Origin of the sequence: Janthinobacterium rivuli (assembly GCF_009208735.1) — a bacterium.
Lineage (GTDB): Bacteria > Pseudomonadota > Gammaproteobacteria > Burkholderiales > Burkholderiaceae_D > Janthinobacterium.
The window spans coordinates 191,741-204,274 of the sequence record NZ_WFLJ01000001.1 but is presented as its reverse complement, the minus strand read 5'-3'; the positions used below and the strand labels follow the sequence as shown (position 1 = coordinate 204,274).

The window sequence follows — 12,534 nt, the reverse complement described above, 5'->3', positions numbered from 1 at the left end:
GCCAAGGCACGGATAGCCGTTTATTTGCCCAGTATCGACGCCACATTGTCGGTGCCGGGCGCGCCGAACAGTTGCTGCTTGAGGATGTGCAGCTGGTCGCGCACCTGCGCCGCCTTTTCGAACTCCAGGTTCTTGGCGTGGTCGACCATCAGTTTTTCCAGGCGCTTGATTTCCTTGCTGACCTGCTTTTCGCTCATGGCCTCGAACTTCGCCGCTTCCTGCGCCACTTGCAGGGTTTCGCGTGCTTCCTGCGGGCTGTAGACGCCGTCGATCATTTCGCGGATCGATTTTTTGACGCCGATCGGGATGATGTTGTTGGCCGTATTGAAGGCGATCTGCTTGGCGCGGCGGCGTTCCGTCTCGTCGATGGCGCGGCGCATCGAGTCCGTGATGCGGTCGCCGTACAAAATCGCCGTGCCGTTCAGGTTACGCGCGGCGCGGCCGATGGTCTGGATCAGGCTGCGCTCGGAGCGCAAGAAGCCTTCCTTGTCCGCGTCGAGGATGGCGACCAGCGACACTTCCGGCAAGTCCAGGCCTTCGCGCAGCAGGTTGATCCCCACCAGCACGTCGAAGGTACCCAGGCGCAGATCGCGCAGGATTTCCACGCGCTCCACCGTCTCGATATCGCTGTGCAGGTAGCGCACCTTGATGCCATGGTCGCCCAGGTATTCCGTCAATTGCTCGGACATGCGCTTGGTGAGCGTCGTCACCAGCACGCGCTCGTCCTTCTTGATGCGCTCGACGATTTCCGACATCAGGTCGTCCACCTGGCTGCTGGCCGGGCGCACGATGATCTGCGGGTCGACCAGGCCCGTGGGGCGCACCACCTGCTCGACCACCTGGTCGGAATGGTTCTTTTCGTATTCGGCCGGCGTGGCCGAGACGAACACGGTCTGGCGCATCTTCTGTTCGAATTCCTCGAACTTCAAGGGCCGGTTGTCGAGCGCCGACGGCAGGCGGAAGCCGTAGTCGACCAGGTTGGTCTTGCGCGAACGGTCGCCGTTGTACATGGCGCTCAGCTGGCCCGTCAGCACGTGCGACTCGTCGAGGAACATCAATGCGTCGGGCGGCAGGTAATCGACCAGGGTCGGCGGCGGTTCGCCCGGCAGCGCGCCGGACAGGTGGCGCGAGTAGTTCTCGATGCCCTTGGTGAAGCCGATTTCCGCCATCATTTCCAGGTCGAAGCGGGTGCGCTGTTCCAGCCGCTGTTCCTCGATCAGTTTATTTTCCTTGCGGAAGAACTCGAGGCGCTCGCGCAGTTCGTCCTTGATGGTTTCGACGGCGCGCAGCACGGTGGAGCGGGGCGTCACATAGTGCGAACCCGGATACACGGTGAAGCGGGGGATCTTTTGCCGCACGCGGCCCGTCAGCGGGTCGAACAGCTGGATCGATTCGATCTCGTCGTCGAACATTTCCAGGCGCACGGCCAGTTCCGCGTGCTCGGCGGGGAAGATGTCGATGGTGTCGCCGCGCACGCGGAAGGTGCCGCGGCCGAAATCGACCTCGTTGCGCGTGTACTGCATCTGGATCAGGCGCGCGATGACGTCGCGCTGCGCGACCCTGTCCTTGACGCGCAACGTCAGAATCATCTGGTGGTATTCGTTCGGATTGCCGATACCGTAGATGGCCGAGACGGTGGCGACGATGATGACGTCGCGCCGTTCCATCAGCGACTTGGTGCACGACAGGCGCATCTGCTCGATATGCTCGTTGATCGACGAGTCCTTCTCGATGAACAAGTCGCGCTGCGGCACGTAGGCTTCCGGCTGGTAGTAATCGTAGTAGCTGACGAAGTATTCGACCGCGTTCTGCGGGAAAAAGTCGCGGAACTCGCTGTACAGCTGCGCCGCGAGGGTCTTGTTCGGCGCGAAGACGATGGCGGGCCGGCCCATGCGCGCGATGACGTTGGCCATGGTGTAGGTCTTGCCGGAACCGGTCACGCCCAGCAGGGTCTGGAAAGCCAGTCCGTCGGCAATTCCCTCGGATAACTGGGCGATCGCCGCCGGCTGATCGCCGGCCGGAGGGAAGGGCTGGTGCAGCTTGAAGGGGGAGTCCGGGAAAGAGATAATTGCGCTTTCCGCCTCGCTGGCGGTAGATAATTCGGGCATGTGAATCAGACCTTTGTTAGAATAGTGCTCTGCTGGCGGCCCTGGCGTTGTATTTTGGGGCGCTGTCTACAACTCCGCTGTGAACCTGCTTCCAATCGAATCCAATCTTATCATGACGAACCCAACTGTTTCTGCCAGTCTGTTTAGCGCCATCGAGATGGCCCCACGCGACCCGATCCTGGGCATCACCGAAGCATTTAACGCGGACCAGAATCCCGCCAAAATCAATCTGGGCGTTGGCGTCTATTATGACGACAACGGTAAAGTGCCTCTGTTAGCTTGCGTACGCAAGGCGGAAGCCATCCTGATCGAGCAGGCCGCGCCACGCACCTATCTGCCGATCGAAGGCCTCGCTGCCTACGACAAGGCGGTGCAAGAACTCGTATTTGGCGCCGATAGCGCCGTAATTCAAGAGCGCCGCGCCGTCACCGTGCAAGCCATCGGCGGCACGGGCGCACTGAAGATCGGTGCCGACTTCCTGCAGCGCTTCGCGCCGGGCGCGCAAGTCTACATCAGCGACCCAAGCTGGGAAAACCACCGCGCGCTGTTCGAGAACGCCGGTTTCGTCGTGAATAACTACACCTACTACGATGCCGCCACGCATGGCGTGAACTTCGACGGCATGCTGGCCAGCCTGAACGCCATGCCAGCCGGCTCCATCGTCGTGCTGCACGCCTGCTGCCACAACCCGACCGGCGCCGACCTGAGCGTCGCCCAGTGGGATCAGATCATCAGCGTGGTGACGTCGCGCGGCCTGGTGCCGTTCCTCGACATGGCCTATCAAGGCTTCGCCAACGGCATCGCCGAAGACGGCGCCGTGGTGCGCCGCTTCGCCGACGCGGGCGGCCCGCTGCTGGTGTCGAACTCGTTCTCGAAATCGTTCTCGCTGTACGGCGAGCGCGTGGGCGCCCTGAGCGTCGTCGCGGCCAGCGCCGATGAAGCGGCACGCCTGCTGTCGCAGCTGAAGCGCGTCGTGCGCACCAACTACTCGAACCCGCCAGTACACGGCGGCAAGGTGGTCGCCACCGTCCTGGCCACGCCGGAACTGCGTCAGCTGTGGGAAGAGGAACTGGCCGGCATGCGCGTGCGCATCCGCGAAATGCGCAACGCCTTCGTGGAAAAGCTGAAAGCCAAGGCGCCAGGCCACGACTTCGAATTCGTGCGCCAGCAAATCGGCATGTTCTCGTACTCCGGTCTCACCAAGGAGCAGGTGGCGTCGCTGCGCGAGCAATCGATCTACGCCGTCGACACGGGCCGTATCTGCGTGGCAGCATTGAATTCGCGCAATATCGACATCGTTATTGACGCGATCGCCAAAGTGCTTTAAGATCTTGCTTCTTCGGCGCTGCATGCAAGTGTGGCGCTGATGGCGGTAGAAAGTCGGCGATGGCCGTGTTTGTCAGGATGCGGTATTGGTCTTGCAAATGCGAAACAATCGACATATAATATTGCCTCTTTTCCCTGATAGCTCAGTTGGTAGAGCGACGGACTGTTAATCCGCAGGTCCCTGGTTCGAGTCCAGGTCGGGGAGCCAGAATTCGAAAGGCCACGTTGAAAAACGTGGCCTTTTTTGTTTGTGCGTGGCCGGCGCGCAGCGTGGGGCAAGATAAGATTTTCCCTATGGAAATCTAGACAATTGAAAATTTGCCCTATATAATACGGCCTCTTTTCCCTGATAGCTCAGTTGGTAGAGCGACGGACTGTTAATCCGCAGGTCCCTGGTTCGAGTCCAGGTCGGGGAGCCAGAATTCGGAAGGTCATGTTGAAAAACATGGCCTTTTTTGTTTTTCGCCGCAGGCGGCAGGCCTTGCCTGTGCGTGATCGCGTTTTGCGCTATCCTGAATGCATCACTTCAGGAGCACCTTCCCATGACTTGTACCTCCGCCTTGCGCCATATCGTCCTGTGCGACTTCCTCGATGGCATCACGTCCGCCAAGCACGCCGAGCTCGTCTATGAGTTTTCCCAGCTGAAACACCGCATTCCCGGCGTGCGGCAATTCGAATGGGGGCCGAACGTCAGCCCGGAAGGCCTCGATGACGGCTTTACCGATTGCTTCACGCTGACCTTCGATGACGCCGCCGCGCGCGACGGGTATCTGAGCCATGCGGCCCACCTGGCCTTTGTCGAACAGCTCAAGCCATGGCTGGGACGGGTGCTGGTATTTGATTACTACCCGCAAGAGCATCCCGGCTGAGCGCTGCCGGGCAGTGGAACGTCGGGGAAATGCACATTTTTATGGTGGAAATCTGGACATCGTAAAATTTCCCCTATAGAATGCGGCCTCTTTTCCCTGATAGCTCAGTTGGTAGAGCGACGGACTGTTAATCCGCAGGTCCCTGGTTCGAGTCCAGGTCGGGGAGCCAGAACATCAGCAGTATTGCAAAGCCCAGCCTTCACCGGTTGGGCTTTTTGCGTTTCAGGCGCTCGCACCTGCTCGCTTGACTTGTCTCCAGCGTCTTGATGATGGCTTCTTGAAATCACCCGCGCCCTTGTTCATGCGGCTTCCCGGCCCGCCTGACAGGAGCCGCAGGGCGGGTTTGTGCGCGTCGTCCGTCTTGATTTCCAGCACCTGCTGGATGCCGCCGATGTCGGGCGATGGGGTGGTGCTGGCTTCAGCGCAAACGGGTTTCGCTTCCGCCGTGGTTTGCGCCATGCATCCGTAGAAGGTCTGCGGCGGGTGCGTCGATATGTCGCCTTGTCAGAAAGCTGGTTTCATTGGCATTGGCCTTCCCCTGCATGCAGCCGCGCGTGCATCCATGCGGGAATGGCACACGACCGATACTCAGTAGTAGTACTACATTGGCAGACAATTTACTTCTGTAGGATAATATGGAACCGGTTCCATTTATGCGCAAATGCAATGTAGCGCAATCATCGAAGTCAATAAAACAACAAGTCTTGCGGGAGTCTCATGAACCATCCAGGCAGCGAACCATCTGCAACATCCGTTTCATCCCTTCCCCGCATCAGCCGCCGCCACGCTCTCATCGGCCTGGCCGCCTTGCTGGCGCAGGCCGGTTTCTGGAGCAATCCCCTGTCCGCCGCCATGCAGGCGCCGGCCAGCGCTCCGGCCACCGGCCCGGCGCCCGCCACCATGCTGTTCTACACCTTGTCGCACACCATCACGGGCCACCGCGACCTGTCCGCCGCGACGGCGGCGCGCATCGAACAAGCCATGCGCACCAACGTGCCCGGCTTTGCCGAGCAGTTGCCACGGCTGGGCGCGCTGCTCGTCACGGGCCAGGAAGCGAAGGCCCTGCTGGCGGCCGCCAGCGCCGCGGACGCCAGCTTGCGCGAGCTGGCGCTGGCCATCGTCGCCGCCTGGTACACGGGCACGGTCGCGGGCAACGCGGCGCAGGGCACGAAGTCCATCGTCGTCGCGTATGCGGAAGCGCTGATGTACCGCACGGTGGCCGATGGCCAGGTCGTGCCCACGTATTGCAATTACGGCCCCCTGTGGTGGCTGAAGGCGCCGCCGGCCGTGGGCGTCTCCGCGCCCGTGGCGCCCAAACCCGTCCCGGCCCCGGCCACCACCGGCACTCCCGAACCGAAAGGCAAGCAAGCAAAATGAAATCACCCCAATTCAAGAGTAATGGCGACGTCGTCGCCGATGTCGTCATCGTCGGTTCTGGCGTCGTCGGCGCCATGATGGCCGACCAGCTGGCCGCGCAGGGTCACTCCGTGATCATGCTGGAAGCGGGTCTGCGCATCGAGCGGGGGCAGGCCGTGGAAAACTGGCGCAACATGCCGTTCGAGAACCGCGTCGGTTCCGATTTCCAGGGCCTGTATCCGCAGGCGGAGAACGCGCCCGCGCCCTTGTATTTTCCGAAGAATAACTACGTGGAATTGTCCGGCCCCAGCGGCAGCAGTTTCCAGCAGGGCTATCTGCGCACGGTGGGCGGCACGACCTGGCACTGGGCCGCGTCGTGCTGGCGCCATCTGCCGTCCGACATGCGCATGAAAAGCGATTACGGGGTAGGGCGCGACTGGGCCATTTCCTATGATGAGTTGGAACCCTACTATTGCCGCGCCGAGCAGGAAATGGGCGTGGCCGGCCCCAACGATCCCGCCCTGCAGTCACCCAGCGAACGCAGCGCGCCGTACCCGATGGACATGGTGCCCTGGGGCTATGGCGACAAGCGTTTCGCCGAAGTGGTCAACCCGCACGGCTACCGTTCCGTGCCGATCCCGCAAGGCCGCTCGACGCGCCCATGGCAGGGACGCCCGACTTGTTGCGGCAATAATAATTGCCAGCCGATCTGCCCCATCGGCGCCATGTACAACGGCATCCACCATGTGGAGCGGGCCGAGCTGAAAGGCGCGGGCGTATTGGCCGAGGCCGTCGTCTACCGCATCGACACGGACCACAACAATCGCGTGACGGCCGTGCACTGGTATGACGCGAAAAAGCAGTCGCACATGGCGACGGGCAAGGCTTTCGTGATTGCCTGCAATGGTATCGAAACGCCCCGCTTGCTGTTGCTGGCGGCGAACCAGAACAATCCGAACGGCATCGCCAACAGTTCCGACCAAGTGGGCCGCAACATGATGGACCACTCGGGCTTCCACTGTACCTTCCTCGCCAATGAGCCGATCTGGACGGGCCGCGGTCCCGCGCAGAGCAGCTGCCTGGTGGGCCCGCGCGACGGCGCCTTCCGCTCGCAGTATTCGGCCAACAAGATGATCCTGAACAATATCACCCGCGTCGGACCCGCTACCCAGCAGTCGTTGAAGCTGGGCCTGGTGGGCAAGGATCTCGACGACGAGATCCGCCGCCGCGCCGCGTTTGGCGTGGACTTGTCGATCAGCCTGGAACCCTTGCCCGAAGCGCATAATCGTTTGACCTTGAGCAAGACGCGCAAGGATCCGCTGGGCCTGGCCTGTCCCGACATTTACTATGACGTGGGCGATTACGTGCGCGCTGGCGCGAAGGCCGCGCATGCGCAGCTCGAGCACATCGGCAAGCTGTTCGGCGCCGTGGAATTCCACATCACCGACAGCCTGAACGCGAACAACCACATCATGGGTGGCGTCATCATGGGCAGTAACCGTCTTGACTCCGTGGTCGATGGCAATTGCCGCGCCCACGATCACGCCAACCTGTGGCTGCCCGGTGGCGGCGCCATGCCGTCGGCCAGCGTGGTCAACACCACCCTCAGCATGGCCGCGCTCGGCTTGCGCGCGGCCGACGACATCGCCCGCACCCTGGCAAGGGAGGCAGCATGATGCGCCGTTTGTTACTGAGCCTGACCCTGGCGGCCGGCTTGCCGCTGTCCGCGCACGCTGCGCCGCCTGCGCCGCCCGTCACCCTGACGCCGGACCGCCCGGCCGCGCCCGTCGCCGCAGGTGCTTCGGGCGCCGATGCGCGCCTGGAGCGGGGGCGCTACCTGGCCATCGCGGCCGACTGCATGGCGTGTCATACGGCGGCCGGCGGCACGCCGTACGCGGGCGGCTACGCCATCGATTCGCCGCTGGGCACGATCTACGCGACGAATATCACGCCGTCGAAACAAGGCGGCATCGGCCACTACACGGAAGCCGACTTTGCGCGCGCCCTGCGCGAAGGCGTGCGCGCCGATGGCAGCCATCTGTATCCGGCCATGCCCTACACCAGCTATGCGCGTCTGACGGACGCGGACGTGGGCGACCTGTATTACTACTTCATGCAGGCGGTTCAACCGGTCGACGCGCCGGCGCGCCAGACGGCTCTGCCATTCCCGTTCAATGTGCGCCTGTCCATGCTGGGCTGGAATACCTTGTTCCTGGACAATAAACGCTTCGTGCCGGACCCGGCAAAGAGCGCGCAGATCAACCGCGGCGCCTACCTGGCCGAAGGCCTGGCTCACTGCAGCGCCTGCCACACGCCGCGCAACGCGCTGATGGCCGAAATCGGCAGCCAGACCCTGGCGGGCGCGTCGCTCGGTTCCTGGCACGCACCGAACATCACGTCCGACAAGGTCAGCGGCATCGGCGCGTGGACGGATGCGGAACTCGCCGCCTACCTGAAGACGGGCCACGTGGAAGGCAAGGGGCAGGCGGCGGGCGGCATGGCCGAAGCCATCCAGAACAGTCTGCAGTTTTTGCGCGACGATGACGTGGCGGCCATCGTGGCGTGGCTGCGCACCGTGCCGCCCGTGCGCGCGCCGGGGCAGACGAAGGCGGCCTTCAGCCACGGCAGCGCGGGCAGCGAAGAGCCGCTGCTGCGCGGCATGGCCGGCGCCACCGAGCGCCATTCGCTGAACAGCGGCGCCGTGCTGTTTTCCGGCTATTGCGCCAGCTGCCATTCGGCCAGCGGCACCGGCAGCACGGGCCAGGCGTATCCGGCCCTGTTCCACAATACGGCGACGGGCGGCAACACGCCGGCCAACCTGGTCTCGGCCATGTTGTTTGGTGTCGAGCGCAAGATCGAAGGGGAGGAGCACGAAGCGTTCATGCCCCGTTTCGACCAGCGTTCCTACGTGCAACCCTTGACGGACGAGCAGATCGCCGCTATCGCCAACTACGTGCTGAAGCAGTACGGCAACCCGGACGTGTCCGTCACGCCCGCCTACGTGGCGCAGGCGCGCAGCGGCGGCGAGAAACCCGTGCTGGCGCGCGTGCAACCCTTCATGCTGCCAGGCGGCATCGTGGGACTCTTGCTGCTGATCGCGCTGTTTGTGTGGCTGCGCCGGCGCCGCCAGCGCAAGGAATCAGCGTAGAAACGGCGGCGGATATGAACGTTGGGCGCAACTTGCAGTAAAATGCAGGCTGAAAAATGGTTACGAGCAATCGTAGCCATTTTTTATTCTGGCACTATCCTGTTCTCGCCCTATTTGAAAATTGACAATGTCTCATTCCCTGCATCACCAATTTTTACGTTTCGCCGCCGTCGGCGCTTCCGGCACGGCCGTGCAATACAGCGTGCTGTGGGGCGGCGTGGAATGGGCCGGCATCAGCGCCGCCTTTGCATCCGGCATCGGCTATATCCTCGGCTCCGTCGTCAACTACCTGCTCAATTATTTTTTCACGTTCAAGAGCGACAAGGGCCATGGCGAGGCGGCCAGCAAGTATTTCACCTTGCTGGGCATCGGCTGGTGCATCAATACGGGCCTGATGTGGCTGCTGGTACACCAGCTGGGCTGGTATTACTGGCTGGCGCAGGTGCTGGCGACGGGCATCGGGCTGGTCTGGAATTTCGCGGGCAGCCGCTGGTGGGCCTTCAAGCCGGCCGGCGCAGCGGGAAAGTAGTCATTTCGTCATAAAAAGAGGCGCACTGGCCACACGCAGGCGCCCGGTTTTACCAAAACAAGGGGTTAATCATGCAGTTCCTGGAACGCTATTTCAAACTGAAGGACAACGGGACCAATGTGCGCACGGAGCTGCTGGCCGGCCTGACCACGTTCCTGACGATGGCCTACATTATCTTCGTCAACCCGTCCATCCTTGGCGACGCGGGCATGCCGAAAGATTCCGTTTTCGTCGCCACCTGCCTGGCGGCCGCCATCGGCACCCTGATCATGGGCCTGTACGCGAACTACCCGATCGCGCTGGCGCCGGGCATGGGCTTGAATGCATATTTCTCGTACACGGTGGTCAAGGGCATGGGCATGAGCTGGGAAGTGGCGCTGGGCGCCGTTTTCATTTCCGGCTGCCTGTTCATCCTGGTCAGCCTGTTCAAGGTGCGCGAGATGATCATCAACAGCATCCCGCCCGCGTTGCGCACGGCCATCACCGTCGGTATCGGTCTGTTCCTGGCCATCATTTCCCTGAAAAGCGCGGGCGTGGTGGTGTCGAACCCGGCCACCATCATCGCCCTGGGCGACTTGCACAAGGCGGCGCCCATCCTGGCCATCCTCGGCTTCTTCATCATCGTCGCGCTGGACCGCCTGAAAGTGCCGGGCGCCATCCTGATCGGCATCCTCGCCATCACCGTCGCCAGCTTCTTCTTTGGCGGCAATGAGTTCAACGGTATCGTTTCGGCGCCGCCCGCCATCGAACCGACCTTGTTCAAGCTCGACATCATGGGTGCGCTGTCGATCGGCATCGTCAACGTGGTGCTGGTGTTTTTCCTGGTCGAATTGTTCGACGCGACGGGTACCTTGATGGGCGTGGCCAACCGTGCCGGTTTATTAAAAGACGGCAAGATGGAACGCATGAACAAGGCCTTGCTGGCCGACAGCACGGCGATCGCCGCCGGCGCCTGCCTGGGCACGTCTAGCACCACCGCCTTCGTGGAAAGCGCGGCTGGCGTGCAGGCGGGCGGCCGCACGGGCTTGACGGCCGTGGCCGTTGCATTGTTGTTCCTGGGCAGCCTGTTCTTCGCCCCGCTGGCGCACACGGTGCCGCCGTACGCGACGGCGCCGGCGCTGCTGTACGTGGCGTGCCTGATGCTGCGCGAACTGACCTTCATCGACTGGGATGACAGCACGGAAAGCATTCCAGCCGCCATCACGGCCTTGATGATGCCATTCACGTATTCCGTGGCCAGCGGCGTCGCCTTCGGCTTCATCACCTATGCCGTATTGAAACTGTTGACGGGCAAGGGCAAGCAGGTATCAGTGGTGGCTTACATCATCGCCGCCATCTTCCTGTTCAAGTTTATCTACCTGGGCGAATAGCGAGTTTGCCGGCAAGCAGTTGTCGGCGCAATGACAAGGCCGCCCGCGCATCCGCATCGGCGGCCTTTTTTGATGGCACCGCTTACATCAGCAGGGCCGCCACCAGGTCTTTCTTGTCGTCATACACGCTGCCGTCGAAGCGCAAGGCCGCTTCCACGTGCGCCAGGTGCTCGACCATGAGGCGCGCAGCCAGATCCGCGTCGCCGCTGCGCGCTGCGTCGAGAAAGCGGCCGTGCTCGTCGCACGAGCAGGCGGCGGCGTGGCCCGTCTGGTACAGCATGGTGATGAGCGAACTGCGGCCCACCAGTTCGCGCACGATGTCGCGCAGCACGGCGTTGCCGGCGATGTCGGCCAGCAATACGTGGAAGTCGCCCAGCAGTTGCGAGCGCAGCGGCGTCGCTTGCGCCAGCGCCAGGCGTTCCGCTTTCAGGTGGCGCTCCAGCATCCGGTAATCGGCGGGTTTGGCCCGCGCGACGAATGCGTGCGCCAGGGCCGCTTCGATGATGCGCCGCGCGGCAAAGATGTCGCGCGCCTCCGCTTCCGTCGGCTGGCTGACGAAGGCGCCCTTGTCGGGCACCATGCGTATGAGTTTGTCTTTGGACAGGATCAGCAGGGCGGCGCGGATCTTGGTGCGGCTGACGCCATACAGCCGGCACAGCGCCTCTTCGCGCAGCCGTGTACCGGGCGGCAATTGGCGCGCCACGATGGCGGCCGCCATATGCTCGGCGATTTCCGCCGAGCTGTCACCGCTGCGGAGATGGTCCACCAAGGGTGCGCTTGATTCTGTCATGTCGGGTGAGAGCAGTCAGCCAGGGGCAAGGATGAACCTTGCAAGCGCATGTCCGCGCGGCGGCGTGGTTGACGCCCCGTTGCCGGCATGCCGTTGTCCGCCTTCCGGGTCGGCAAGGCCTGGCTATTCTACTATCTTGCATGGCGCCGCGCAGACGAACGCGGCCACCTGGCGAGGCAGGCACCGCAAGCGGCCTGTTTTGCTGGCCATGCAGCAACCATGCAGCAACCATGTAGTAACGACTGGACATGAGAAATTTTGACGTATATAATTCGGCCTCCTTTCCCTGATAGCTCAGTTGGTAGAGCGACGGACTGTTAATCCGCAGGTCCCTGGTTCGAGTCCAGGTCGGGGAGCCAGAACAAGTAGTAGCAAAGGGCCACGTGGCAACACGTGGCCCTTTTGTCATGCGCGCACGGTTTCCGTCCACGCTGGCCGTCCCTTCAGTCTCTTAGCGACGTGCGCGATGCCGGCCCGCTGCTGCCAGTGGCACGCACAGCGTTTCCCGCATCAGGGATCGACGAACACGTCAAAGCGGATATTGAGCGGGCTGCCCCAGGAGATTTCCACCCAGGCCAGGAAGCCGCCGTTGTACGGGGCGATGTTGTACACCGCCATGCGGGCAGCGCCAATGAAACGGTGCTGGGCATCCGTGCTGAATTCGCTGATATTGACGAAGACGCGCGAATTGGCATTCACGTTGCCGTTGACGAAGTTCACCGCGTGAAAAACCCCGTTCGCCCGCCACGTGTAATACGTGGTGAACGCATTACCGCTCAGGTTCAAATCCTTCGCGGCCGTACCTTTCGCCGTTTTGCTTTCCTGCTGGGCGGGCAAGTCGGTGAGTTCTTGTTCGGCCAGATTGCTGCCAGCCCTGTCTTCTACTTTCATTTCCATGATGTACTCCTGATCGATAGTTTGGACGCCGCGCCTGTCGTCGTGCGGCAAGACGCCCTATCTGTTGCCGTGACGGCCAGTGTCACGTCCTGGCTGATAAGGTAGCCGCCTGCTCCATGCTGTTGGAGTAAGCCATTCTAG

Annotated in this window: 11 protein-coding genes and 4 tRNA genes; 11 read left to right on the top strand and 4 right to left on the bottom strand. The window is 62.4% G+C overall.

All coding sequences use genetic code 11. The features are described 5' to 3' along the window. Window positions 1-20: 20 nt before the first annotated feature. Window positions 21-2,108, bottom strand: a complete 2,088-nt coding sequence (uvrB, locus tag GCN78_RS00990) for an excinuclease ABC subunit UvrB (RefSeq protein WP_152249981.1) — start codon at window positions 2,106-2,108, stop codon at window positions 21-23. A 112-nt stretch (window positions 2,109-2,220) separates the two neighbouring features. Between uvrB and GCN78_RS00985 the strand changes: the two genes are divergently transcribed. The 5 genes from GCN78_RS00985 (at window position 2,221) to GCN78_RS00965 (ending at window position 4,472) form a co-directional block, all read left to right on the top strand. After that, window positions 2,221-3,435 (top strand): amino acid aminotransferase, encoded by a 1,215-nt coding sequence (locus GCN78_RS00985; RefSeq protein WP_180278725.1) that lies wholly within the window; start codon window positions 2,221-2,223, stop codon window positions 3,433-3,435. Window positions 3,436-3,566: 131 nt separating this feature from the next. Then, window positions 3,567-3,642 (top strand) — tRNA-Asn (locus tag GCN78_RS00980). A gap of 135 nt (window positions 3,643-3,777) precedes the next feature. Continuing rightward, window positions 3,778-3,853, top strand: a tRNA-Asn gene (locus GCN78_RS00975). Between the two features lie 123 nt (window positions 3,854-3,976). Beyond that, the gene (locus tag GCN78_RS00970) at window positions 3,977-4,303 is read left to right on the top strand and encodes a Dabb family protein (protein WP_077407257.1); all 327 of its coding nucleotides are present in this window, start codon (window positions 3,977-3,979) and stop codon (window positions 4,301-4,303) included. A 93-nt stretch (window positions 4,304-4,396) separates the two neighbouring features. After that, a tRNA-Asn gene (locus GCN78_RS00965) sits at window positions 4,397-4,472 on the top strand. Window positions 4,473-4,525: 53 nt separating this feature from the next. On the opposite strand, the gene GCN78_RS29200 is transcribed toward GCN78_RS00965, so the two are convergent. Beyond that, a complete protein-coding gene (locus tag GCN78_RS29200) occupies window positions 4,526-4,762 on the bottom strand; it encodes a hypothetical protein (RefSeq protein WP_193316565.1) in 237 nt (78 codons plus the stop codon). Window positions 4,763-5,020: 258 nt separating this feature from the next. On the opposite strand from GCN78_RS29200, the gene GCN78_RS00955 reads away from it, so the two are divergent. The 5 genes from GCN78_RS00955 to GCN78_RS00935 all read left to right on the top strand — a co-directional run bounded on the left by GCN78_RS00955 (window position 5,021) and on the right by GCN78_RS00935 (window position 10,706). Beyond that, window positions 5,021-5,680 carry a sugar dehydrogenase complex small subunit gene (locus GCN78_RS00955; RefSeq protein WP_152249980.1) on the top strand — a complete coding sequence of 220 codons (660 nt, stop codon included), beginning with the start codon at window positions 5,021-5,023 and terminating at the stop codon, window positions 5,678-5,680. Beyond that, window positions 5,677-7,335 (top strand): GMC family oxidoreductase, encoded by a 1,659-nt coding sequence (locus GCN78_RS00950; RefSeq protein ID WP_152249979.1) that lies wholly within the window; start codon window positions 5,677-5,679, stop codon window positions 7,333-7,335. The genes GCN78_RS00955 and GCN78_RS00950 overlap by 4 nt, the downstream gene beginning before the upstream one ends. Next, window positions 7,332-8,807: a c-type cytochrome gene (locus GCN78_RS00945; RefSeq protein WP_226939400.1), complete on the top strand. Its 1,476-nt coding sequence runs from the start codon at window positions 7,332-7,334 to the stop codon at window positions 8,805-8,807. The genes GCN78_RS00950 and GCN78_RS00945 overlap by 4 nt, the downstream gene beginning before the upstream one ends. Before the next feature lie 127 nt (window positions 8,808-8,934). Beyond that, complete coding sequence (locus GCN78_RS00940) at window positions 8,935-9,336, top strand: GtrA family protein (RefSeq protein WP_152249978.1); 402 nt, start codon at window positions 8,935-8,937, stop codon at window positions 9,334-9,336. Between the two features lie 71 nt (window positions 9,337-9,407). Then, complete coding sequence (locus GCN78_RS00935; protein WP_152249977.1) at window positions 9,408-10,706, top strand: NCS2 family permease; 1,299 nt, start codon at window positions 9,408-9,410, stop codon at window positions 10,704-10,706. 82 nt (window positions 10,707-10,788) lie between these two features. Here the strand turns inward: GCN78_RS00935 and GCN78_RS00930 are convergent, their stop codons facing one another. Further along, window positions 10,789-11,475: a GntR family transcriptional regulator gene (locus GCN78_RS00930; protein WP_413465169.1), complete on the bottom strand. Its 687-nt coding sequence runs from the start codon at window positions 11,473-11,475 to the stop codon at window positions 10,789-10,791. A gap of 304 nt (window positions 11,476-11,779) precedes the next feature. Here GCN78_RS00930 and GCN78_RS00925 point away from each other — a divergent pair. After that, window positions 11,780-11,855, top strand: a tRNA-Asn gene (locus GCN78_RS00925). 151 nt (window positions 11,856-12,006) lie between these two features. Here the strand turns inward: GCN78_RS00925 and GCN78_RS00920 are convergent. Further along, on the bottom strand, window positions 12,007-12,393 hold the full coding sequence (locus tag GCN78_RS00920; protein ID WP_226939399.1) for a hypothetical protein: 387 nt from the start codon (window positions 12,391-12,393) through the stop codon (window positions 12,007-12,009). Between the last annotated feature and the right edge of the window lie 141 nt (window positions 12,394-12,534).